The 25,992-nt window shown below is 45.4% G+C and carries 19 protein-coding genes; 18 read left to right on the top strand and 1 reads right to left on the bottom strand.

What is annotated here, in order from left to right; translation table 11 throughout:
• Window positions 1-216 precede the first annotated feature (216 nt).
• From GC093_RS27330 to GC093_RS27320, 3 genes are all read left to right on the top strand, one after another.
• A complete protein-coding gene (locus GC093_RS27330) occupies window positions 217-1,692 on the top strand; it encodes a protein adenylyltransferase SelO (RefSeq protein WP_171655162.1) in 1,476 nt (491 codons plus the stop codon).
• Between the two features lie 440 nt (window positions 1,693-2,132).
• Window positions 2,133-2,411 (top strand): hypothetical protein, encoded by a 279-nt coding sequence (locus GC093_RS27325; protein WP_171655088.1) that lies wholly within the window; start codon window positions 2,133-2,135, stop codon window positions 2,409-2,411.
• 17 nt (window positions 2,412-2,428) lie between these two features.
• A complete protein-coding gene (locus GC093_RS27320; protein ID WP_171655087.1) occupies window positions 2,429-2,665 on the top strand; it encodes a hypothetical protein in 237 nt (78 codons plus the stop codon).
• Between the two features lie 80 nt (window positions 2,666-2,745).
• On the opposite strand, the gene GC093_RS35580 is transcribed toward GC093_RS27320, so the two are convergent.
• On the bottom strand, window positions 2,746-3,618 hold the full coding sequence (locus tag GC093_RS35580) for a CAP domain-containing protein (RefSeq protein ID WP_216624842.1): 873 nt from the start codon (window positions 3,616-3,618) through the stop codon (window positions 2,746-2,748).
• A gap of 302 nt (window positions 3,619-3,920) precedes the next feature.
• Here GC093_RS35580 and GC093_RS27310 point away from each other — a divergent pair, with 302 nt between their 5' ends.
• The 15 genes from GC093_RS27310 (at window position 3,921) to GC093_RS27245 (ending at window position 25,980) form a co-directional block, all read left to right on the top strand.
• Entirely contained in the window at window positions 3,921-5,225 is a 1,305-nt protein-coding gene (locus GC093_RS27310; RefSeq protein ID WP_171655086.1) for an alpha-L-fucosidase, read from the top strand.
• Window positions 5,226-5,260: 35 nt separating this feature from the next.
• Complete coding sequence (locus GC093_RS27305) at window positions 5,261-7,972, top strand: hypothetical protein (RefSeq protein ID WP_171655085.1); 2,712 nt, start codon at window positions 5,261-5,263, stop codon at window positions 7,970-7,972.
• A gap of 45 nt (window positions 7,973-8,017) precedes the next feature.
• The gene (locus tag GC093_RS27300; protein WP_171655084.1) at window positions 8,018-10,450 is read left to right on the top strand and encodes a glycoside hydrolase family 95 protein; all 2,433 of its coding nucleotides are present in this window, start codon (window positions 8,018-8,020) and stop codon (window positions 10,448-10,450) included.
• On the top strand, window positions 10,447-11,433 hold the full coding sequence (locus GC093_RS27295; protein ID WP_171655083.1) for a sialidase family protein: 987 nt from the start codon (window positions 10,447-10,449) through the stop codon (window positions 11,431-11,433). Before GC093_RS27300 ends, GC093_RS27295 begins: the two co-directional genes overlap by 4 nt.
• 115 nt (window positions 11,434-11,548) lie before the next feature.
• Complete coding sequence (locus GC093_RS27290) at window positions 11,549-13,705, top strand: MGH1-like glycoside hydrolase domain-containing protein (RefSeq protein ID WP_216624841.1); 2,157 nt, start codon at window positions 11,549-11,551, stop codon at window positions 13,703-13,705.
• A 37-nt stretch (window positions 13,706-13,742) separates the two neighbouring features.
• Window positions 13,743-14,810: a sialidase family protein gene (locus GC093_RS27285; protein ID WP_171655082.1), complete on the top strand. Its 1,068-nt coding sequence runs from the start codon at window positions 13,743-13,745 to the stop codon at window positions 14,808-14,810.
• A 101-nt stretch (window positions 14,811-14,911) separates the two neighbouring features.
• Entirely contained in the window at window positions 14,912-15,808 is an 897-nt protein-coding gene (locus tag GC093_RS27280; protein ID WP_171655081.1) for an AraC family transcriptional regulator, read from the top strand.
• 106 nt (window positions 15,809-15,914) lie between these two features.
• Window positions 15,915-16,937, top strand: coding sequence for a dienelactone hydrolase family protein (locus GC093_RS27275; RefSeq protein WP_171655080.1), 1,023 nt, complete (start codon window positions 15,915-15,917; stop codon window positions 16,935-16,937).
• Between the two features lie 56 nt (window positions 16,938-16,993).
• Window positions 16,994-17,119: a hypothetical protein gene (locus GC093_RS36505; RefSeq protein WP_281365330.1), complete on the top strand. Its 126-nt coding sequence runs from the start codon at window positions 16,994-16,996 to the stop codon at window positions 17,117-17,119.
• Entirely contained in the window at window positions 17,119-18,240 is a 1,122-nt protein-coding gene (locus tag GC093_RS27270) for an ABC transporter ATP-binding protein (RefSeq protein WP_171655079.1), read from the top strand. Before GC093_RS36505 ends, GC093_RS27270 begins: the two co-directional genes overlap by 1 nt.
• A gap of 15 nt (window positions 18,241-18,255) precedes the next feature.
• Window positions 18,256-21,228 carry an extracellular solute-binding protein gene (locus GC093_RS27265; protein WP_171655078.1) on the top strand — a complete coding sequence of 991 codons (2,973 nt, stop codon included), beginning with the start codon at window positions 18,256-18,258 and terminating at the stop codon, window positions 21,226-21,228.
• Complete coding sequence (locus GC093_RS27260; RefSeq protein WP_171655077.1) at window positions 21,218-22,192, top strand: carbohydrate ABC transporter permease; 975 nt, start codon at window positions 21,218-21,220, stop codon at window positions 22,190-22,192. Before GC093_RS27265 ends, GC093_RS27260 begins: the two co-directional genes overlap by 11 nt.
• On the top strand, window positions 22,193-23,092 hold the full coding sequence (locus tag GC093_RS27255; RefSeq protein ID WP_171655076.1) for a carbohydrate ABC transporter permease: 900 nt from the start codon (window positions 22,193-22,195) through the stop codon (window positions 23,090-23,092).
• 37 nt (window positions 23,093-23,129) lie between these two features.
• On the top strand, window positions 23,130-24,566 hold the full coding sequence (locus tag GC093_RS27250; protein WP_171655075.1) for a DUF5060 domain-containing protein: 1,437 nt from the start codon (window positions 23,130-23,132) through the stop codon (window positions 24,564-24,566).
• Window positions 24,567-24,588: 22 nt separating this feature from the next.
• Complete coding sequence (locus GC093_RS27245) at window positions 24,589-25,980, top strand: DUF5060 domain-containing protein (RefSeq protein WP_246315429.1); 1,392 nt, start codon at window positions 24,589-24,591, stop codon at window positions 25,978-25,980.
• Window positions 25,981-25,992 lie beyond the last annotated feature (12 nt).

The raw sequence follows: 25,992 nt of genomic DNA, 5'->3' as shown, positions 1-25,992 counted from the left end.
AATGAAAGAGAGATGCAGATTTACATGAATTCACGAAGACTGCCGATAAAACTTCCAAAAGGCTGTATAGATGCAGGTTTTGGGGGGAGGCAATAGCTTCGAATAATGTCAAAGTCTTGTCAAGTGATGAGCTGGATATGGGGCCGAAGTCGAATGATTTCGTCAAGCGCTGATTTCGGTATTGAGCCACAAAATGATAAACAAAAAGGAGCTACGATGACAGAGAATAAAGCAATAATAGAAGCAGGATGGAACTTCGACAATAGTTATGCTCGTCTGCCGGAATCAGTTTTTACCAGGCTCAACCCGACTCCTGTACGCTCACCGAAATTGATTATTCTTAATAGTCCTTTGGCGACATCCTTGGGGTTGAATGTCCAAGCGCTGCAAAGCAATGATGGTGTAGCGGTGCTTGCAGGCAACCGGATTCCCGAAGGAGCCTTGCCTCTTGCTCAAGCTTATGCAGGCCATCAATTTGGGTATTTCAACATGTTAGGGGACGGCCGGGCTCTGCTGCTTAGCGAACAGATTACTCCCCAAGGCGAGCGGGTTGATATTCAGCTTAAGGGTTCAGGTAGAACGCCATATTCCCGCCGGGGCGATGGTCGAGCGGCACTTGGACCGATGCTGCGTGAATACATCATCAGTGAAGTCATGCATGCGCTTGGTATTGCTACCACCCGCAGCCTAGCGGTTGTAACTACCGGTGAGACAGTATACCGCGAAACCGAGCAAACGGGTGCAATTATGACCCGCGTGGCCGCCAGTCATCTGCGCGTAGGCACCTTTCAATATGTTGCAAAATGGGGCACTGCCCAGGATCTCCGAGCTCTTGCTGATTACACATTGCAAAGGCATTTTCCAGAGGTTGAGACTGATGAGAATCGTTATCTTTTTCTACTTCAGGAAGTGATAAAACGTCAGGCTGTGCTGATTGCCAAATGGCAGCTCGTTGGCTTTATTCACGGTGTGATGAACACCGATAACATGGCCCTTAGCGGAGAAACCATTGATTATGGTCCTTGCGCCTTCATGGATGCTTATGACCCAGCAACGGTATTCAGTTCCATTGATACACAAGGACGCTATGCTTATGGCAACCAGCCGCAAATTGCCGCGTGGAATCTCGCGAGATTTGCTGAAACCCTATTGCCGCTGCTGCATGACGACGAGGAGCAGGCTATCAAATTGGCCGAGGATGCCATTTCAGGTTTTACGGAGTTGTATCACCGTAATTGGCTCGCGGGAATGAGGGCCAAGCTGGGCATATTTAATGAAGAGCAACAGGATGAATCCCTTATTGAAGACCTACTCAGGATGATGCAGCAGAATGGTGCGGACTACACGAATACCTTCCGCGCATTAACTCTTGATAAGCCGGAGGATACGGTCCTGTTTGGCACCAGGGGATTTTCTGAGTGGTATGAGCTGTGGCAAGCGAGACTCGGCAGGCAGCAGGAACCCAAAGCGTCCTCGCATCAATTGATGCGGAACAGCAATCCCGCACTAATCCCGCGCAACCACCGGGTAGAAGAGGCGCTAGAAACTGCGGAGAACCAAGAAGACTACAGTGTGATGGAGCGGCTTCTTGAGGTGCTTTCGAGCCCCTACGCGGACTCTCCCGAACATGCAGATTACTCCACATTGCCTGCTCAATCAACTCGTCCTTACCGAACCTATTGCGGTACCTGATGTAGAAGCATCAGACCAACCGATTAATTGTCAAAGTGAAACTTCATAATAAATGTTTACAGAAAAGGGCCATAATAAATGGCCTTTTTTTCTGTTTGTCAGCAGCGGCAGAAGAAGAGGTTTCTTCCTCCTCCAACTGCTTTCTCTCCATATAGTAGAAGCATTATAAACTAAACGATAAATTTACATGAAATCTTGTAAACTGGTAACAAATTGCTGTTAACAGTTAGAAATAGGAGCTGAGACTATGAAATGTCTATTGTCAAGCAGGTTGTTATCGGTTTTCTGATATCTCCGGTTTTGCTCGGATGTATCGGCGGTATGTCCTATTAATTTTTACAAAAGGTCAATGAATCGTACTCTACTCTCGTCAATCATCAAGCCAGGGCTGCATTTGATTCGCATGTAATCCAATTTGATTCCATTCAAAAAAGAATTTTTTGAATGCCTTTTTGGTTGTTAATGAAAGCCAATACTTGGAGGGATTTAAACGGACTAATATTGACTTAAATGAACTGGCTGTCAATGTAGCTCCGAATCTATCGGAAGATGGCCAAATCAGCCTGATACAAATAAAGGAGTTGGACGCTAAGCTGCAAGCTCAAGCGGATAAGGTCGCGGGTCTTCTTAAATCTGATCCTCAGGAAGCGCAGCGGATTATCCGACAGGAAGTTCTTCCTGCGGGGAGCGAAATTAATAATCTGAGTTTGGGGAGATAGCCGCTTATTTTAATCTGATGGTTCAAAATTTACGTAAACTGATTCAACAGGTTGCTTCCCATGCGGAACAATTTACTTTTAAAGCAACGCAATTAAAGCAAAGAGCTGTCGAATCTGGAATTGCGTCGGGACAAATCACTAAGACGGTTCAAGGATTAGCTATTGGTTCGGAGCGGCAGCATAATAATATCTGTCTCCATACAAGAGCTTTCATTTATGGCGGAGGAGCTTCAGGCATCCATTCATCGATTTAAGGCGTAAGAAAATAAACATTGCTAATAAGATATAAGTCCCTGTCTTTTAATTACGGACAAGGACTTATATCTATTTGACGTTACCCGGTAAATTCCTGAACCCATTCACTGTTATAGTAAGCAATGCCGATTTTGGTATAACTACTATTCAATATATTGGCTTTGTGCCCTGGGCTATTCATCCAATCGTTCATGACCTGGGTAGGGGTGGTTTGCCCTTTTGCAATGTTTTCTCCAGCGGAATTGTATGTGATCCCGAACTCCTTCATCATATCGAAAGGGGATCCATGGGTTGGAGAATTATGATCAAAGTAATTGTTGTTGGACATGTCCTGGGCTTTGACCATAGCCATTTTTGACAATTCTGCGTTCATAGTAAGGGGAGTTAATCCGGCTTTGGATCTTTCTTGATTTACTATATCCAGAACCTGTTGCGCGAATTGAGATGAATCCTTGTTACCTTGCGGTGCCTGTCCTGTTGTATCGGTTGGTACATTTTCAGCAGGATATCCGGTCGGTGCCTGTCCGGTTGAACCTGTCGGTACCTTTTCTGTAGGATATCCGGTCGGTGTCTGTCCAGTTGAACCTGTCGGTACCTTATCTGCAGGATATCCGATGGGTACCTGTCCAGTTGAACCTGTCGGAACTTTTCCTCCAGGATATCCGGTTGGTGCCTGGTATACTGGGTTTCCTGGAGTTGCTTGAATTAGATCCAACAAATACGAAGGAATTCCGTTGGGTGCTTCTTTAATTGTAATAGATTCTCTTCCGGTAATCGATGTAGCTGTTGATGATGCCTGAGTTTTTACAGCATTTTGCGCAGCAGTGTGAGCATGAGTTGATATTTGCGATTGTTTAGGAGTCACCTGCTTTTGCGTCACATTCTTAGTGTTAGTATTCGCCGTACAGCCTGTCACCATTAGAAATACTGCTAATAAAATAAACTTTACCATAAACTAACCTCCTCGGTCCGTCAAATTAGTGAAGTTACTGGCTTTAAGATTTCCGTCATGACCTTTATTTATTCCTAAATATCAGGTTCTCCTTATCCATATTCTGAGACCTTGCTTCGGCTCAATTGGGGCCTGCTTTTTTTAAAAAACCTACATGTTCTTTACGGAAAGGGTTGTGATATTTCACCAAAAATGCAAGTGTCGCCTATAGAAAGGATAAATTCGACCTATAAACGATAGGCAAACTTCCTTTAAACTTGTACCCATGAGCTTTGAGATGGATTGAAAAGGAGCATATTCTAATGACATTTGAGGTTGAGCAAACAGAAGGAAATAGTGAATGGTTTACTAATGACCGGTTCGGTTTGTTTATCCACTGGGGCCTATATTCGCTAGCGGCAAGACATGAATGGCTTCAGTCACGGGAGAAATTAAGCGGGGAAAAGTATAGCAATAAATATTTCAAACGGTTTGATCCCGATTTATATGATCCCGAACTATGGGCGCAGCTAGCGGCGGATGCAGGCATGAAATATTTTGTGGTAACGACCAAACATCATGAAGGCTTCTGCTTGTGGGACAGTAAGCTTACCGATTACAAGGCGACCAAATCTCCGGCTGGACGTGACGTTCTAAGACCGATGGTAGACGCATTCAGAAATAAGGATATGAAAGTTGGATTGTATCATTCCTTAATCGACTGGCATCACCCGCACTATACCGTCGATACTAAGCATCCGCTTCGTCTGGATCCGGAGTTTATTGCCAAAAGCGAAGAACTGGATTTCTCGATTTACCGTGATTATTTATTCGGACAGACGGAAGAGCTCATGACGGAATTTGGCCAAATAGACTTGATGTTCTATGATTTTTCATTCCCTTCGGAGAATGGATTGCCAGGCAAAGGCAAGGTGGATTGGGGCAGTGAAGAGCTGGTTCGAATGATCCGATCCAAGCAGCCTGGAATATTGCTCAATGACCGCCTCCAAGTAGGGGGGGATATAACAACGCCGGAGCAGTATATACCTACCAAGTGGGTTCAGGTAAATGGCAAGCGAGTTGTATGGGAAACTTGCCATACCTTCAGCGGCTCATGGGGATACCATCGTGAAGAGGAATCATGGAAAAGCGTCGACGTCTTGGTCAAAATGCTGATAGACGCTGTCAGCCGCGGGGGTAATCTGCTATTGAACGTTGGTCCTACCGGTCGTGGTGAGTTTGATGAACGGGCTATAGACAGGTTAAAGGGGATTGGCGAGTGGATGAAACGGCATAGCCGCGCTATCTATGGATGCACAGAGGCACCTGCTGCCTTCGAGTGCCCTCAAGATTGCCGCCTGACGTATAACCCGCAAACAAACCGTATGTATGTGCATGTGTACAGCTGGCCATTCAAAAATATTCAGCTTCACGGATTCGCAGGTAAGGTAGAGTATGCCCAGCTGTTGAACGATGCTTCTGAAATCAGGTTTAAGCAAGGCTTTGTTGCAAGCGGCATAGATAATGGAGCTTTCAAGGAAGGCAGAGACGAGAATACTCTCGTATTATCCTTGCCCGTTAAGAAGCCGAATGTGACGGTTCCAGTTATTGAACTATTTTTAAAATAAATGAATTAAAGTTAGTCAGGGAGGGTTATGCAATAATGAAAGCCATTACACTTGCTTATGATCACAATCCCGCCCCGCGGGTGAAAAATGGAATCCAGCTGCTCAAACAAGCCTTTCAGGATTCCGGATACGATGTATTAGAAGAAGCAGTATCCTGGACATGGGATAGCTATCGTTCGATAAAGGGAAGAAAGCTATTTGTCGGAAACCGCGGCGAATCTCAGTTTCTTCAACAATTGGAAGAGCGTGATGTACTGCTCTACCATACAGAGAATCCAGAGGGCGAAGGCTTCTATGTGGCCTCCGTTTCGGGAAATCTGGTCACCATTTCCGGTGGCAATGACTCTGGCGTATTATACGGCTGTCTGGAGCTTGCACAGCGTATTCGCACAGCGGGGCTGCTGCCGGAGGATATCGCTTACGGAGATGCGCCTAGTTTTGCCTTGAGGGGGCCGGCGATCGGCCTACAGAAAACAACGGTTGAGCCGCCGCGCCAAACCTATGAGTATCCTCTGACACCGGGGCGTTTTCCTTGGTTTTATGAGCGGGGATTATGGCTGGATTTCCTCGATATGATGCTGGAGCAGCGGTGCAATATTTTTTATTTGTGGACCGGGCATCCCTTCTCTTCTTTGGTTCGATTGGAAGATTATCCGGAAGCTCTTGAGGTCACGGAAGAGGAATTTGCGCTCAATGTGGACACCTTCCGCTGGTTAACCGAAGAGGCTGATAAACGCGGAATATGGGTTGTGCTTAAATTTTATAACATTCATATTCCTCTGCCGTTCGCCGAAAAGCATGGCTTGAAGCTGCATCAGCCCAAGCCGCTGCCTTTTACTAGCAATTATTATAAGAAATCAATCTCGGCCTTTGTCAAATCGTTCCCGAACGTAGGATTGATGGTCTGCCTGGGGGAAGCGCTGCAAGGACAAATCTATGGTGTGGAATGGTTTAACGAAACGATTATTGCCGGTGTACTCGATGGGCTGAAGGATCTGAACGTTAAGGAAAAGCCGCCGATTATCCTTCGTTCACATGCCATTGAACCGCAAAAGGTTATCGAGGCCGCTCTGCCACTTTATCCTAACTTATTTACAGAAGCCAAATATAATGGGGAGTCACTCACGACTTACACACCGCGAGGCAAATGGAAGGACATTCATAACCGCCTTGGTTCCATGCAAACTGTACATATCGTCAATGTGCATATCCTTGCTAATCTAGAGCCCTTTCGTTATGGATCGCCATCTTTTATTCAAAAAAGCATGCAGGCGGCCAAATATCGGCTCAAGGCCAACGGCCTTCATTTGTACCCGCTCTTTTTCTGGGATTGGCCCTTTGCTCCGGATAAAGTTGAGCCTAGACTGAGACAATTGGATCGTGACTGGATTTGGTTCGCTTCCTGGTTTCGATATGCTTGGAATCCTGATCGTGATCCTCAGGCAGAACGACAATACTGGATTAGAGTGTTGGGGCAAAAGTACGGCAGCCTAGAAGCAGGAGAAGCTATACTCGATGCCTACGATGCATCGGGGGAATGTGCGCCTAAGCTGCTGCGCAGATTTGGCATCACAGAGGGGAACCGCCAGACGATGAGTTTGGGAATGACGATGAGTCAGCTAACGAACCCAGACCGCCACATGCCATGGGCAGATTTATGGGAGTCACAGGCGCCACAGGGTGAGCGTTTGGAGGACTATGTAACCAGAGAACTGGCGGGAGAAACGCATATCGGGGAAACACCGCCGGAAATTATTGCAGACGCAGTGCGTCATGCTAAGGATGCTGTACGGGCAATTGAGCGAGCACAATCCTCGGTAACATGTAATATGGATGAATTCCAGCGGTTGGTCAGCGATATGTACGCTCTCCAGCATATGGTTGAGGTGTATGTGCAGAAGGTTCAAGCCGCTATGCTCATATTGACCTATAAGCATACGGTTAAGGGGGAGTTTTTCAAGGGACTTGATTTGTTGGAGCAAGCTGCCGTTCATCTGGAGAATGGCCTGGAAAGCTACCGGGAGCTGACCCATATAACCGAGAAGACTTATCTGTTTGCTAATAGCATGCAGACTCCTCAACGAAAGGTTCCGGTTCGCAATGGCCTTGAATTCGGACATTGGAAGCAATGCTTGCCGATCTATGAAACGGAGCTGGACCAATTCAAACTGCATTTGGAGGAATTGAAGGCAGGCCAGTTACCTCAGGCGCTTCAGAACTTGAAGGAGCCGATTGTCCCTTACAAGGAGGTTCCATTTAAGCTGCTGTCAGACAATGCAGAACTGTTCAAGGTGGAGAAAGGAACCTACGTATTTACGGATGGGGACATTCATATCGTCAGCTGTGCGGAGGAATTGAATAATTTGACGGGTATCCGATTTGGCCAAATGCAGGCAGGGCTGAATGGGATAGCGATTGATATTGAACTTGAGCAGCCGTCCCAAGTGCTGATCGGTTATTTCAATAATAAGGATCAGCAGTGGCTTCAAGCTCCAAGCTTGGAAGAGAATACGCATGCGGACGATATGGGCGGATACGCACCCATCCTTCGCAAGGGACTCCGCTTGTACGCTTATCCCTCCGTGAATGTGCATGCTTTTAACTATGAAGCTGGACGGCATACGTTAGACTTCGGCAGAGGTGCTTACTTGATTCTGGGTATTGTCCCTGCAGATCAAGTTATGCGGCAGCGTGATGTTGAACACAAGAACGATGGCATCGATACTCTAGACTGGTTATACGAATAGCACGATAATCAATCAGCCGCTATGGTAAATGAGGAGGGGAAGCATATGCCCGGCAAGAAATTAGCGCTTTGGTACAAAGAGCCTGCTCATAATTGGTTTGAAGCCCTTCCTGTCGGCAACGGTCGGTTAGGCGGAATGGTATATGGGGGAACAGACCGTGAGCGTATTGTTCTTAATGAGGATACCCTTTGGTCTGGAGAGCCTCGGGAAACGATTCGGCTGGATGCGGAGCGTCATTTGGACTCCGTGCGGAAACTCATTTTTTCCCAAAAGTATGAGGAAGCGGAATCGACAATTGAGCAATATATGGAAGGGCCTGATATTGAATCCTATATGCCGTTAGGCGATGTAGAGCTTATCTTCGAAACGGCAGGTGAGATTTCCGATTACCGCAGGGAGCTGGATCTGGATGAAGGACTAGTTCGGGTGAGCTACCGTCTTGACGGTGTCTTATACACGAGAGAAATATTCGTCTCTGCGGTAGATCAAGTCATGGTCATACGCTTAATCAGCGAGAGTAAGTCCAGCTTTACCGCTATACTTCATAGCCCGCTGCAATATTCGGTCCGCCGTTTATCAGGTGACACCATAACACTGGCTGGCCAAGCGCCGGCTCATGTCCTTCCCAATACGGTGAAGTCATCTGAGCCTGTGCAGTATGCGGATGGAAAAGGAATGAGCTTTGAAATTCAATTACAGGCCTCCGCTAATCAAGGCAAGGTTGAGGTCAATGGAGGACGTATCACTGTCAGCGGTAAAGGTGAGGTCACCCTGCTCTTAAGCGCTGCTACCAGCTACAACGGGTTCGATAAAAATCCGGCCACTTCGGGTAAAAATCCATCAGAGCTGTGTAATACATGGCTAAAGGCGGCAAGTCAGCTAGGACATGAACGCCTAAAAGAACGCCACAAGAGCGATTATTCCTCCTTATTCGGTAGAGTCGAACTGGAGTTTGGTGGCGAGGATAAGAGCGATCTTCCAACAGATAAGCGTATCCAAGCTATTCGGAATGGAGCGAGCGATCCGGGGCTTTCCGCATTATTTTTTCAGTATGCCAGATACTTGCTCCTCTCCAGCTCCCGCCCTGGTTCGCAGCCAGCGAATTTACAAGGGATATGGAATGATAAAATGCAGCCTCCATGGTGCAGCAGCTGGACGACTAATATTAATATTGAGATGAATTATTGGCCTGCGGAAGCGGGCAATCTCGCTGAATGCCACGAGCCGCTATTTGAGCTGATCGAGGGATTAAGAATAACTGGACGGAAAGTAGCCGCAGTCCACTACCGCTGCCGCGGTTGGACCGCGCATCATAACATCGACCTATGGCGTACGGCAACGCCTGTTGGGGGATCGCCCAGCTGGGCATTTTGGCCGATGGCAGGAGCGTGGCTGTGCCAGCATTTGTGGGAGCATTATGCGTTCAGCCAAGATGAAGCTTTCCTCAAGCGAGCGTTTCCTGCGCTTAAGGAAGCTGCCTTATTCTGCCTCGATTGGCTCGTTGAGGGACCCGATGGTCACTTGGTCACATGTCCATCCACCTCGCCGGAAAATTTCTTTATCACACCGGATGGGCAGCGTAGCAGTGTAACCCAAGCTTCTACAATGGATTTACTGCTCATAAGGGATTTATTTACGCACTGTATAGAGGCGGGTCAGATTCTACAAGAGGCTTCAACTTTACGAGAGCAGCTGGAGAGCGCCTTGCTGCGAATGCCTCCTTTGCGTATCGGTTCCTACGGACAGCTGCAGGAATGGGATGAGGATTTTGAGGAGCAGGAGCCGGGTCATCGCCACATCGGGCACTTGATCGCGCTTCATCCATTGGATTGTGTAACATTTGATGGGCAGAATGAGCTGGCGAAGGCATGCAGGAAAACGCTTGAACGTCGGTTAGCCCATGGAGGCGCGCATACAGGATGGAGCTGCGCCTGGACCGTGAACTTCTGGGCAAGGTTAGGTGAGTCGGAAGAAGCAAGCCGTTTCTTGCATACTTTGCTGGGTGGGCTTCATCCGAATATGATGAATGCTCACCGACATCCCAAGGTTAAGCAGAATATTTTTCAGATTGATGGTAATTTCGCGGGGATGTCAGGCATTACGGAGATGCTGCTGCAAAGCCACGCGGGCACAATTCGGCTTCTGCCGGCGTTGCCTTCCGAGTGGAGCCATGGAGCCGTTAAGGGACTCAGGGCTCGTGGAGGGTTCGATGTCGATATGACTTGGGATCAAGGTGCGTTGTCACGAGCTGCAATTAAGTCGAATGCCGGTAAGATGTGCAGCTTATGGTCTGAACAGCCTGTACAAGTATGGTTGGATGGGCATCTGATTTGTCAGTCAACGAATGGACGAAATCTTATCACATTTGAGACCCGTGCTGGACAGTGCTTTGAAATCATCTCTTTATCAGATTCCAATGATTACAATGAAGCTGAAGCGAGATTGTTGGCCTCATCACAAGGAGTAAATGAAGGATGAACTATATAAATGTAGTAAATGAATTTATTTTCGAGGATGATAGACCGTTTATCAGCTGTCACGCCTCCACCTTGGAGCTGCTTCCGGGCGGAGGGGTAATTGCAGCGTGGTTTGGTGGTACTAAGGAAAAAGCCGGAGATGTCGCGATCTGGATTTCGCACAGAGGCAACGATGGATGGACTAAGCCTATTAAGGTGGCCGATCAAGAGAATGTGCCTCATTGGAATCCGGTCCTCTTTAGAAGGCCTGACGGCATTCTTTTCTTATATTACAAGGTTGGAAGTGACATTGCAGAATGGGAAACGATGGTCATTCAATCTTCCGATAATGGGCTTTCATGGACAGCTCCTGTTCTTTTAGTAGAAGGGGATCAAGGCGGCAGAGGCCCAGTAAAAAATAAACCTATCCTTCTGCACGATGGAACCATCGCTGCCCCTGCTTCATTAGAACCTGCATGGGATGCATTTGTTGATCTTTCCTCGGATGGAGGGGCAACATGGACTCGCAGTGAAATAGTTCCTTTAGATCGCAGTAATTTGAAGGGATTGAAGGGCCAAGGGATTATTCAGCCGACCTTATGGGAATCGCAGCCGTATGTATTGCATATGCTCCTCCGAAGCACGGAAGGAGTAATCTACCGCAGCGACTCAGTCGATGGGGGAAGGAACTGGTGCACGGCATATCCTACAGAATTACCTAATAATAATAGCGGTATTGACCTGGTAAAGCTGAATAATGGATTGCTTGCGCTGGTCTATAATCCTACTCAACTGGAGGAAGGAAAGCATAAGGGACCGAGAACTCCCCTTGTGATACGATTCTCCAATGATAATGGAGTTACTTGGGAGAATGAACGGCTTCTGGATCAAGGCGAGAAGCAATATTCGTATCCGGCTATTGTAGCTGACGGGGATGATTTATACATTACTTATACCTGGAAAAGGGAACGGATAGCGTTCCATAAACTAACAAAAATGGTTTGAGTATGATTGCCCTATACAATGAGTTCAAAGACACCCACATTTTTACAAAGCAGCATTGTATAATACAGCAGAAGGTTAGATACACCACCATACGAAACTGAGATGGAGGATAATCATGCTAGTTGATAGTCGAATAGATGATGAATTGCGCGCAGGAAGAAAAATGCTGCGCACTAAGCCAGGAGCGTTTTTACTCGGTTCAACGGGTGCTCGATTATGGGCCGATTATTTGGATCCTGAGCCGGGTTTTTCCGGTAGGTTCGATTTTATACATAAAGTTAATATCCCACTGCTGTTTAAGATAACGACGAATTGGGTGCAAACCTTTGAACCGTGCAGCACAGAATGGTTCCCTAGCCACCTGCTGATGGAATACAAGGACAAGCGTTTATCTTTAGTGGAAAAAAAGTTCATCACATGGAATGATTGTGCGGTTTCTTGCCAAACTTGGGTGAATCGAAGCGATAGAGAGCTTGTATTGAGGCTTGAAACGTATGAGGATTCATTCTCGGAGCGCAACGGAAATCAGCTGCATGGATGCTTTGGAATCGAGCATTATAGCTTTGATGTTAAGGGTGTTATCGCAGTAAGTGATCCTTCTTTATTTACGGGAGTGCATTTGCAGCCAGGAGAATCCAAACAGATTATCGTATCCGCTGCGTTTGGAATTCTAGGTCAAGACAGCCAGGAGCTGTTAGCTGAACGGGCTTGTGCGTGTGCTGAAAGCGGTTTAACTGTAGAACAGGTACTGGAGGGGCACAGAAAAGAGTATCACAGCTGGTTTGAGAAAGCGCCTACATTTGAGAGCAGTGATCCTGTACTGAATAAAACGTGGCTCTACCGCTGGTTTCTGCTTAGGCACAATGCAGCAGATCCACAGTATGGGCATTTATCTCATCCGCTTTTTTATGAAGGAAGATCTCATAAAAAAAGCAAGAAGCCCTTTAGCAAGGGCGGGTGGGAATTCAGCAAGCTGATTAATCTTTCAGTTCCCTTGCATATTATGGATGCCAGATGGCATCATGATCCGACATTTTGTGAAGGCGCCTTACAAAACATGAAGGAAGCCCTTGGGGAAGATGGGATGTTTCGCTGCTTGACCGTGGATACCATTATGCATTCCTTCGCCAATTTCTCCTGTTGGGCTGCCTATAAGCTATATCTGGTACACCGCAATGTCCAATTTGCAGCTGAATTGCTGCCTTACATGAAGCTGAATGTAGCCGGATGGAATCAGGTTCATGGCAATGAATCCGATCATTTAATGATTGAACATAAACACACGCGTACGGGCAAGGAATATCAGCCAAGCTACTGGTATTTCCATGACTTCCCTAGGAATCCGAAAGATAAGCAAACCTATACCCATCTTAAAAGGGTGGATCGTGCTATCTATCACTACTTGAATACACTGGCTATAGCTAAATTATGTGAGGTTACCGAAGACCCGGAATCGAGTGCATACTTTCAGCAGGCTGATCAAATAAAGCAAGATATTCTTGAAAAAATGTGGGATGAGCAATCGCAGTATTTCTACGATCTTCATTATCAAACCGATGAAAAAGCATTCGTTAAGAATATAGTCGGGATCTACCCAGGCTGGGCAGAAATTATAGACGATCGTTTTAATGGAATGATTGAGCATCTGATGAATGAACATGAATTTAATACGAAGAGTCCATTCCCCTCAGTCTCCATAGATTGTCCTGCTTATTCCAAGGATGGGGGCTGGATGGGCCACTTTGTAAAAGGTCGTAATGGCTGCGTATGGGATGGTCCGACTTGGCCTTATACAAATTCGATTGCTCTTGACTCGCTCGCTAGGGAAAGCAAGCGGAGAAATCATCAATTTGACGGCGAGTTTGCCCATTCTTTACGAGAGTATTCCTTCCTTCATTTTTTTAACAGGGATTTGTCACAGCCTGGTCTCGTTGAGCACTATAACAGCGAAACAGGAGAACCTTTAAGCGATGAGCAAGAATACAATCACTCCTATTACATAGATCTGTTAATTACCCATGTGGCAGGCTTATCCGTTGAGAAGGATCGAATTGTTTTGGATCCGATTGATGTGGGGTTGGATTGTTTTTGCTTGGATCGGATTAAAGTACAAGGGATGGAGCTTCGAATCACTTACCGTAACCCCAATGAGTCAGCGGATGATACGGATCTAGAAGCTGGCTACTGCCTATATGTGCAAGGTAAACTTGCCTATCAGAATGATACGCTATGTCGGACCGAAATAGCTTGGGCGCAATTGCGTTCCTATTAATAGTAATGTTACTTACTGGAAATTAGGAGGGAACATAATGAGTCGTTTTAATGGAATCGTCTCGCAATCAGAGTTGAATCCCAGTATAAAGGAAGCATTTCTCCCTATTTTGCATCCGAATGACAGTCATGCGGCTAATTTGCTGGAGCTCGACAACGGAGAACTGCTATGTGTATGGTTTACGGGAAGCGGGGAGGGAAATCCGGATACGAATGTAGTAATGTCCCGGTTGCCTGTTGGTTCAGAACAATGGAGTATTCCAGTGCAGCTTTCTAATGATACAGAACGATCGGAACAAAATCCGTTGTTATTTCAAGCACCAGACGGAAAACTATGGCTGTTCCACACATCCAATGAGCCTCATAATCAGAAAACCTCGCGGGTTGTTGTCCGTATTTCAGAAGATCGCGGGTTAACTTGGGGGCCATCCGAAGTGCTGTTTGACGGAACCGGAATCTTTCTCAGGCAGCCTTTGCTCGTTCTTAGTAATGGTCACTGGCTTCTGCCAGCCTATTATTGCAAATTGGATGGACATTACAGTGTCGTGCAGATCAGCAAGGATGAAGGAAAGTCGTGGACACAATATGATGTTCAGGATAGTATTCATAGGGTTCAGATGAGCGTTGTGGAACGAAGCGGCGGAACGCTCTTTGCGACTTTCCGCAGTCGGCAGGCAGAACGGATCTATGTGAGTGAATCCAGTGATAAGGGTAAAACCTGGACAAAGCCTGTGAGAAGTGAATTGCCTAATAACAATTCCTCGATTCAGATGACTAAGCTGCAAAACGGCCATCTGGCCTTAGTTTACAACAATTCTTCTTTAGAAAGAGATCAGTTCCGCTGGGTTCAGAAGAAGGGGGAATTTCGCAAGAAGACGTTGCGCACACCACTCACACTAGCTATATCTGAAGATGAAGGACGCACATGGCCTTATTATAGAAACGTTCAGATGGCAGACCTGGAGTACAAGGATAGTGAGATAGGTTATTCCTACCCCTCTATTATTTCGACACGAGATGGCAAGCTGCATATTGCTTTTTCTTATCTCCGCAAGGCCATTAAGTATGTTTGTATTCATGAAGAAAGCTGGGTAAAGGACTATTAAGAAATTCATTCGCATGGGGGAGCTGTAGGCAGGTCCCTCAGCGAATCATTTTTAAAGGGCAGAAATCTTGTATCGGTATAATTGTAAGGGGAGATGGGGTGATGGCCTTGCGTGAGAGAGTTAAACATTTAAGTGGGGATTTATTCTTTGATGAGAATATGAATATATTCTTAAATCGCGAATTGGAATCGTTTTCAACGGCTCAGCACACTCATGATTTCGTTGAAATCAATTTTGTGGGTGAAGGCTGCGGATATCACTATATTGAAGATCAAGTGATTCCGATTAAGCAGGGCGATTTGTTTGTAATTCCAATTGGAACATCTCATGTTTATCGGCCGTCTTCTCCAAAGCAGGATAAAACACTCGTTATTTATAATTGTATATTTCGTGTTGAGCTTCTGAATGATTGGAAGCACCTACTTCAGAAGGATTCTTACACCTATAATATCATTTATAATCCGTCTCAATGCTCAGAGCGATGGCTTCATTTTCAAGATAAACACGATACTTTCTCCGCAATGATACTGAATATGTACAGTGAGTATTTGAAGCGAAATGCTGGATTTGAGACTCTATTGATTGCTATGGTTGTTCAAACCATGGTTCTACTACAACGTTTTGAATTGAAGAATGAAACGGAGCCCGCTGTTTTTAGCAAGCTCGATGAGGTCGTCCATTATATCAAATATAATTATACGCAGAACATTACCGTCCAGCATGTGGCTGACTATTTTTACTTAAGCGCGAGTCACTTCCAACGTCTGTTTAAGAAAACAACCGGTCTGACCTTTACCCAGTATTTACAAAACGTGAGGATTCAAAAATGCTGCGAGCTCTTAAAGTCTACGGATATACCTATCTATCAAATTGCTAATCAAGTAGGGTATTTGGATATGAAATTCTTTCATGCGCTGTTTCGTAAAAAAACAGGAATAACACCTCGGCAATATCGGCAAAACTTTCAGGAGTTCGAAGATAAGGCTACTTCTTTCTGATTTCAAGGAGCTGATCATAGGGATCGGACAGCTCTTTTTTGTTGTTAATTAGGCTAATAAATGACTGGGGCTATTCAGGGGGCCTTACATTTAGGAGGTTGGTCTTATGTGGTGTCCGGATGATTACTTGGACAATTTGTACGATAGTTTAAACGGAAGTGGTGCCCTAGTGCTTGATACTCCTTGGAGTGAGAAGAAAATCGGGGTGCGATCCAAGCTGTTGGAAAGCTTAGGGGCGTTCCCAGAGCAAGCAGCGGATTTAAAGCCTATTGTGCTCCATAGGATAGAGAGGGACGGCTACATCGAGGAGCGCGTTGAATACTCAACAGACGGTAATCTCCGAGTTCCAGCCTACGTGCTTATTCCTAAGCGGCTCAAGGGAAGGACTCCAGCCGTGCTTGCTTGGCATGGACACGGATATGGAAGCAGGGAAATCGTCGGCTTGCAGCCGGATGGAACGATCGATGATACACAGCCGGGGATCCATCAGCACTTTGCCGTACAGCTTGTGCAAAGGGGCATGATAGTCATCGCCCCGGAAATCATCGGCTTCGGTGATCGCAGAATGCAGGCAGACAGGGCCAAGGATTCGAGGAAATCAAGCTCATGCTCTTCACTAGCCTCCAGGTTGTTGTTATATGGCAGAACATTGGCTGGGCTTCGAATCTATGAAGCTATGAGGACAATGGATTATTTGGCAACTAGGGAAGATGTAGATGCAAAACGTATCGGGAGTATGGGCTTTTCAGGAGGCGGTTTAATAGCTTCCCTGAGCTCAGCGCTGGATGAGCGAATCCATGCTACTGTAATTTGTGCATTTACGAGTACCTTTAGAGGAAGCTTGCTTTCGATGAATCATTGCATTGACAATTATCTGCCTTCCATTCTACCAAATGCCGATCTTCCGGAGCTAATCGGACTTATTGCCCCGAGGAGTCTATTTGTAGAGTCAGGTGTCGATGACCCCCTATTTCCTATTCAATCCGTACGAGAAGCTATCCGTGTGCTAAATGAAATATACGAAGCGGAAAAAGCTAGTGAGCGGTTCGAAGTGGATCTTTTTCCCGGGAAGCATGAGGTTTCTGGACGCCAATCATACGATTGGTTAGCAAATAGGCTGAAAGTATGATTACCCTATAGAGTCAGTAAACATCACCTATAATCTATTATGTGAGGGGATGTATAATGAAACAAAGCCAAGTGAATTCGGATATAGAACCATTTCTAGGGGCATTTAGCATCATTAGAGGCTTTGAAATGAAACCGTTCTCATGGCGTTTTGTTATGTATTTATATATGGAGGTGCCATAATGGGGCGCATTCTTTTGAATCATGTAGAAAAGCGATACGGTAAAGAAAAGGGGTACGTTGTAAAAGATTTTCATCTCGAAATTTTCGACGGAGAATTCCTGGTCATGGTAGGTCCATCCGGCTGTGGAAAATCAACGACGCTTCGAATGATAGCAGGTCTGGAAGACATTACTTCAGGGGAGCTATATATTGGCGATAAGCTGGTTAATCATCTTCCGCCCAAGGATCGAGATATTGCTATGGTGTTTCAGAACTACGCGTTGTACCCGAATATGAGCGTCTATGAAAATATTGCATTCGGCTTGAGGCTGCGTAAAATACCTAAGCATGAAATCGATCAGGCAGTCAAAAAGACTTCACGCACATTGGAGATTGAGCCGTACCTAGAAAGAAAGCCGAAGCAGCTTTCCGGTGGTCAAAGGCAGCGTGTTGCCCTTGGGCGTGCTATTGTTCGAAACCCTTCCGTCTTCTTGATGGATGAGCCTTTATCCAATCTGGATGCGAAGCTGAGAGTCCAGATGCGGACAGAGATCATTAAGCTGCACAAGCAGCTTGGGGTAACGATGGTATACGTAACTCATGATCAGGTTGAAGCTATGACTATGGGCCATCGTATAGTAGTTATGAAGGATGGAATCATTCAACAGGTAGATACGCCACGAATGATTTATAACAATCCGAGAAATATGTTTGTCGCTGGCTTTATTGGCGCCCCCCCAATCAATTTATTGGAAGGGAAGCTGCTGGAAGGCGCTAACGGGCTGCTGGAATTCCACACCAACCGTTATTACTTAACCATTCCGGCCAACCAATCGAAAGTGCTGATGGAGAAGAAGAAAGTAAACCGAACTGTCATATTAGGCATACGCAGCGAGAATATTCATCTAAATTCAGTGGTTAACGAAGAAAATCGTCATACACAAATAGTAGGCACTCAAAAGATTGGCGAATTGATGGGCGCAGATATGTATTTGTACATGGATATCGGTGCACCTAATTTGTTTATTGTTCGGGCTCGCTCGGATCACGATTTTGTAGATGATGGGAATCTGATGCTTAACATCGATATGCAGAAGACACTCTTTTTCGATAAAGACACAACAGAGAATCTATTGTATTAATTGTACAGCGGAGGGATGAAGTTGAAGGCGTTATTGCGGACTAGAGTATGGATTTCATCCATACTGGCACTCGTCTTCGTACTTAGTCCCGCTTTACCTGGTATAGCAGCAGACAAGAGCAGTGCGTCGGATGTAAACACCAAGGTGGCGGGTGCTGGTAACGAAGTGAACGTGTCCCAATCTTCGGAACCTTATTATTCCGATGTATTGGAACGATGGAAACAGCAGGGCTTTGTGTCTACACATACGGGTAAGATTACAATCCCAGGGTCAAGGACTGCCGGGAAGTCGGTAGATGCTAGTACTTCTGTGGGATCTTATAATGGAAAAAACGATGTACTGATCTGGGGAGCAGTTAAGGATGAATGGATAGAATATGAGCTGGATGTTACACAGGGCGGATTATACAATATCGAGCTGTCTTATCATCCTTTCATAGATTCAAAAAACCGAAAGCCAGTTGCGCTGAATCTCTCTATGGATGGCACGAATGCTTTTGTAGAGTCCAAATCAATAGAGCTGTACCGACACTGGAAGGATAAGTACCCGATTCGCAAAGATGACAAGGGTGATGAAGTTCGCCCAATGTCCGAAGATATATCCGGATGGTTATCTTGGGAGCTGCGTGATATGTCAGGTTCCTACATAGACCCATTGCTGTGGTATTTAAGCCCTGGAAAGCATAAGGTGCGTTTGGCAGGAAGTGATCCGATGGCAATCGAATCGATCACATTTAAAGCGCCTACTGTAACGGAGGACTATAAGACGGTAAGAAGCCAACAACCATCGAAGGTTCCGCCCGTACAGGCTGAACCCATTACTATCGAAGCAGAGCGGGTGCAGTGGAAGAATAGTTCATCCATACAGCTTGCTTATGATACCGATATTGCTTCGGTGCCTTATGAGCTTGGCAAAATTACTTTCAATACACTGGATGGTGAACGGTGGGCTTCAGGCAATCAAGAGGTTAGCTGGAGCTTCGAGGCACCGGAGAATGGCTACTACAAGATTGCTATGCGATCGCAGCAGGCGTTTACTTCGAATCGTTCCTCTTTCCGGTCTATTATGATTAACGGCAAGATTCCCTTTAGCGAGCTCAAGCAATATAGGTTTCTATATGCTACTGGCTGGAAGGGGATTGCACTTTCAGACGATCAGAATAAGCCTTATGAGTTTTATCTGCAGAAAGGAACCAACACGATCTCGATGCGAGTCACACAGGCACCTATGCAACCGATTTCGTTAGAGCTAGGAAATATAGTGAATGACTTTTTCAAGCTGTCAGGTGAGTTGAAGACAATGACAGGCGGCGTGGATGATAGTAACCGAACCTGGGATCTTAAGAGGGATCTACCTGGATTTATTGATTATTTAAGTGCAGTAAAAGACAAGATGAATGCAATACGCCAGCAGCTTGAACAAATAAATAAACGCCCTGATGCTGTCTCTCAAGGGATGGTAACGATTGGGAAGGATATCGAAAGCTTATTAAAAAATCCCAATGAAATTCCATATCAAGCAGGCCGATTGGTTACAATTCAAGGTAAGGTGGCTGAATTAAATAAGCAGCTCAGCTTTCAGCCTCTTCAATTGGACCAGATTTACGTAGTGCCTATTGAGAAAGCGTTCCCCAAAATGGAAGCAACTCTATTTGAATCAGTTAAAGGGTCTATTGTGACTTTCTTTAATTCATTTAAGTCTAAGGGGAAACTGAGTCAGATGGACGACCAAGTGCTTAACGTTTGGATGTTACGGGGACGTGATTATGTCAACTTGCTGCAAGGCTTATCGGATGAAATGTTTACAACACAAACCGGTATTAAGGTAAAGGTGAATCTGCTTCCTGATGATAAATTGCTCTTGTTGATGAATGCTGCAGGAATTTCGCCGGATGTTGCTTTAGGGTTGCCTCAGGACTTGCCTTTTGATTATGCCATTCGTAATGGAATGTATAATTTAAAAGAATTTCCAGACTTCGATACGCTCTTTAAACGTTTTTCTCCGGGCTCAATGACCCCATTTTACTTTGACGGCGGTTACTATGGTGTACCGGAAACACAATCAGCTCAAATTATGTATTACCGCAAAGATATTATGCAAAACTTGGGTTTACAGGTTCCTAACACTTGGGATGATTTATATAAGATTTTACCAGTTCTTCAGCAGAACGGTATGAATTTCTCAACGATGGAACATAATGCATTCTTTCAACAGAACGGCGCGGACTATATAACAAAGGATGGCTCGAGAACGGGTCTTAATTCGGATAAAGGATTCGATGCCTTCAAGAAGTGGACAGATTTACAGAACAAATATGCTGTAGATCAAAGAGTAGATAGCTTCTTTCAGCGTTTTCGCACCGGATCAATCCCTATTGGAGTTGCCGATCTGAACACGTATCTTCAATTAACTGTAGCAGCTCCTGAGTTGAATGGTTGGTGGGGAGTAGCTCCTATTCCTGGAGTTAAGCAGGAGGATGGCACTGTTGCTCGTTGGTTAGGCGGATTAGGCAGCGGCATGCAATCTGCGGCTATCTTAAAAAATTCCAAGAAAACAAAGGAAAGCTGGGAGTTCGTGAAATGGTGGACCTCTGCAGAAGCACAAGAAAGATTCGGGAATGATCTGGAAACGTTAAACGGTGTGCAATTCCGTTGGTATACATCTAATCTGGATGCCTTTATGAAGCTTCCTTGGAAAGCTGATGATACCAAAGCCATTTTGGAGCAATGGAGATGGTATAGGGAAGTTCCGAATGTCCCAGGCAGCTATATGATGGATCGGGAGATTCTCAACGCATGGAATAGAACGGTAGTCGACGGGATTAATTATCGATCTTCACTCGAAACAGCTGTCAAGGAAATCGATAGGGAGATTACTAGGAAAATGCAGGAGTTTCATTATGTGGATGGGAATGGCAATGTCGTTCACTCCTTAAACTTGCCTACTATAAACAAGCCTTGGGAAGGGGTGGATAAGTATGTTAAATAATGAAGCGCAAGTGCTGCGGAGAACGCATACTTCCACAAGCACTTTAAAAGGGAAGATTACTGATTTTTTTCAATTGATTTGGAATTACCGTGCATCCTATTTATTTATTGCACCCTTTGTAATATGCTTCTTTATTTTCATACTAGCTCCTGTTCTAGCTTCTATTGTGCTGAGCTTTACCTATTTTAACGGACTTGAAGCTCCACGATTTGTAGGTTGGAATAATTTTCGTGATATGCTGTCTCAAGACTTAATCTTAACTAAATACGCTTTACCTAATACGATCTGGTTTGCATTAATTATTGGCCCGGGGGGATACATTTGCTCTTTTATGCTGGCTTGGTTCATCTCAATTCTGCCAGGAATTTATCGTAAATGGTTTACCTTGGCTCTGTATACCCCCTCTTTGGCAGGTTTGGTAGCCATGAGTATTATTTGGACTCCCTTGCTTTCCAGTGATAGGATAGGTTATTTGAACAGCTTTTTATTGAATGCAGGACTCATTGCTGAGCCGGTTTTATGGGTAACCAGTAAAGAACATCTGATGAATTCCATGATTTTTGTTACCTTGTGGAAAAGTATGGGGATTGGCTTCCTCGCCATGCTGGCTGGGATATTGAATGTAAATCCGGAGCTGTATGAAGCAGGCAGGCTGGACGGCATTCGAAGCCGATTGGAAGAAATTTGGTATATCACGATTCCATCAACGAAGCCACAAATGCTATTCGGTGCCGTAATGGCTATCGTTGGGGCGATCCAATCCAGTGGGATTGGGGGAGCCCTTTCCGGTATGAATCCGACACCGCAGTATGCAGGTCACATGATCGTTTCGCAAATTGACGATTATGCGTTTAAGAGGTTTGAGATGGGGTATGCTACGGCGTTATCTGTAATTCTGCTTCTAATTGTTTATTTGGCAAATAAATTCGCTAATAAACTGTTTGGTACGAAGGAGGGCGAATAAATGAATATCGCCGTTATGTACCGGAGGTTTGCTACGTGGCGCAGAAATTCGAAACTGAAGCGCTTGAGTTCTTTTGAGAAGTTTTCAGCGCTTCTCCTTGTAGTACTTAGTATTTTTATGCTGCTTCCAATCGTGTATATATTGAACCACGCGTTCAAGCCGTATCAGGAGTTGTTTATTTACCCACCGAATATATTCGTGAGAGATCCTTCTATTCAAAATTTCATTGAACTTTTGGGTATAACGAAGAATACCGCGATTCCAGTCACACGATACATATTCAACAGTATAGTGGTTACCGGTTTAGGTGTATTTTGTATTACTCTTGCAAGCGCCATGTGTGCTTATCCGATTTCCAAGCACAAATTCCCGGGTCATAAGATTGTGTTCGCAACCATTCTTTTGACTTTGGTATTTGTTCCGGAAACGGTTATGATTCCAAGGTATTTAATTGTTAGTAAGCTCGGCATTATGAACACTTATTGGGGACATGTTCTCCCACTCGTGGCTGTGCCTACCGGTGTGTTCCTGATGAAGCAGTTTATGGATCAGCTTCCGGATGAATTGCTGGATTCTGCGAAAATGGACGGGGCCAGGGAATTCACTCTGTTTGTAAAAATCGTTGTACCCATGGTGATGCCTGCAATTGCGACTGTTGCCATAATAGCATTCCAAGGGGCATGGATGAATACGGAATCCTCAAGCATGTTTATGCAGGATGAAGAGATGAAGACATTCCCATTCTATATTGATACCTTGACTACAGGTATGGGAACAAGTGTGGCGCGTCAAGGAGCTGCGGCTGCGGCTGCTATGCTGCTGTTTCTGCCAAATCTGATTATGTTCCTCATGTTTCAGAGCAAAGTCATAGCTACGATGGCGCATTCTGGAATTAAATAAGGATAAGCATCGTTGTAAAGGAGTGAGAAGCATACCTATGATTGTTGAAAGCAACGAGCATGAAGTGGAAAGATGGGGTAGGTTTGAGCTTGTTTTGGAGGGGCCCTCAGAGGGGAACCCCTTTCGAGACACGCAGCTCACCGCCCATTTTCAATATAAAAATAAGGTAATCAAGGTGGATGGCTTTTATGATGGTGAGGGTATTTATCGGCTGAGATTTATGCCTGATCAGTTAGGAATTTGGCGATATGCCACTCACAGCAATCACCAAGAGCTTAATGGGCATACGGGTGAGTTCCATTGTGTGGAACCCTCATCAGATAATCACGGCCCAGTGAGGGTCAAGGATGACTACGGCTTCGCCTACGAAGACGGGAAGTCTTATATTCCTTTCGGTACCACCTGCTATCATTGGACTCACAATGGCGATGAAAGTCTTGAGGAGCTTACGCTGCAAACGTTAAAGCAAGCTCCTTTCAATAAAATCAGAATGTGTATGCTGCCGACTCACGATATGAACCCACCTGCCTTAGTGTTCGAGGGGACTTGTCCTGAGGATGTGGATAAGACGAGGTTTAACCCCTCCTTCTTTAGACATTTGGAGGGACGGCTGGAGGATTTATTGCACTTGGGCATTGAGGCTGATATCGTGCTGTTTCACCCCTACGATAAAGGCTATTGGGGATTTGACAGCATGGATGCTGAGATGGATTGTTACTACCTGCGATACGTCATTGCAAGGCTTTCCGCTTATAGGCATGTCTGGTGGTCACTTTCCAATGAATTCGATTTTAATAAAAACAAAACGGTGGATGATTGGGATAGATTGATTCAATTTGTACAACGCATCGATCCTTACCAGCATCTACGTTCGATTCATAATGGAACGAAGATGTATAAATCGTCTTCGCTGTACGATTTCACCAAGCCATGGATCACTCACCAGAGTATCCAGCACTGGGATGCGGAGCTAACGACAAGCTGGCGGGAAGCGTGCCATAAGCCCGTTGTGATTGACGAAATTTCTTATGAAGGCAATAGCTCCAGACGATGGGGCAATATTTCCGGCCAAGAAATGACTCACCGCTTCTGGGAAGCTATGTCTCGAGGCGGGACCGTAGGACATGGAGAATCGTTTATTGACAAGGAAACGCGGGCCTGGATATCCACTGGGGGAAAGCTTTACGGAGAATGTATCGAAAGAATCGCTTTTTTGCGCGAAATTATCGAAGAAGGCCCTGAAGACTGGATAAGGGCTGCTCAGGAAGGCAGCTATTGGCTTCACTATTTCGGAGGGCATCAGCATGCCTATAAATCCTTCGATTTACCCCAGGATACTCTATATCGGGTAGAGCTTATTGACACTTGGAACATGATCATTACACCTTTGGAAAATACATGGGGGGGATCCATTAAGATACCGCTTCCAGGAAAGCCTTACATGGCTTTACGTATTCTGAAGGTACGAACATAAACTTTTGCTCATGAAGGAGGAGATGGAGCTGAGCTTAGCCAATATAGTAGAACGCTGGGATGTCTATGAAATAGCGCTGGATGTGGATGATTCCCGCGCAGGGAATCCCTTTTCGGATATTCAGCTTTCCGCCCAATTCGAGCATCCGCTTCATACAGCTGAAGCTGAAGGTTTCTATGATGGTAATGGGAAATACCGCATTAGGTATATGCCAGGCCAAGAAGGTGTTTGGAAATATAGAACATCGAGCAATCGTATGGAATTAGATGGGCTTATAGGGGAGTTTATATGTACTCAGGCTTCTCCTGATAATCACGGGCCAATCAAGGTTAGGGACAATACGCACTTTCAATATGCGGACGGGACACCATATACTCCGATAGGTACGAGCTGCTACGGCTGGCATTTGCAAAGCGAGCAGATGCAGAAGCTAACACTTCGTTCTCTTCAGAAGTCCCCGTTCAATAAAGTTCGTATTAGCGTTACCCCAACTGCCGATTTACTTAATGTGAGTTATTTCTCACGGTTAGAGCAAAGGGTTCAGGATTTGGCTGCCTTAGATATTCAAGCAGAGCTGATATTATTTTACTCTGAAGATGAGGGAACAGAAGGTATCGACAAGCTTTCGCCTGAAGAGGAGGAGCGTTACCTTCGATATGTCATTGCACGTTTTGCCGCATACCGCAATATTTGGTGGTCTTTTGTTAATGAACAGGATCGCTCCCCAGACAAGAAGCAGCAGGACTGGGATAGATTGGCACGAATGATAATGGAATACGATTATGGCGTGCATCTACGTACCATCCTTAGTCCCCCTATGGGTTACGACTTTGGAGCTCCATGGATAACACATATGAGCATTAAGCATACGGACGTAAGAATTGCTTCAGAATACACTAAGCATTATGCCAAGCCTATTATTATCGAGGAATGTGGCTGCGAGGGGAATTTGGACACTCGCTTTGGCAGCCTGACTCCAGAGGAGCTGATGTGCCGGATATGGGAAGGCCATCTGCGTGGCGGCTATGTGACACACGGAGAAACTTATTTGAGAAATGATGGGCTGCTCTGGCACTGGCATGGTGGTGAGCTTCAGGGACAGAGTATCCAGCGAATTGAGTTTATGCGAGGAATACTAGAAGACGCTCCTCATCAGATGGCTTACAGCAGCGACCGGCTTGATGCTGCAACCTTGGAGGTTAGGGGGGAATACTATTTGCAGTATTTCGGCCCCCATCGGTTTGCATACCGTGAATTTGCATTACCCGAGGGAAAATATCAAGCAGAAATAATAGATACTTGGAATATGACAATTACCCCTTTAACAGAATTGATGGAGGGACGCTTCCGAATTGATCTTCCAGGAAAGCTTTACTATGCACTAAGAATTCGAAAAGTATCAGGCGGCTCTTAAAAATAACCGAAT

Source organism: Paenibacillus foliorum (assembly GCF_013141765.1).
Taxonomy (GTDB): domain Bacteria; phylum Bacillota; class Bacilli; order Paenibacillales; family NBRC-103111; genus Paenibacillus_S; species Paenibacillus_S foliorum.
This window is presented reverse-complemented; position numbering and strand designations above follow the sequence as displayed.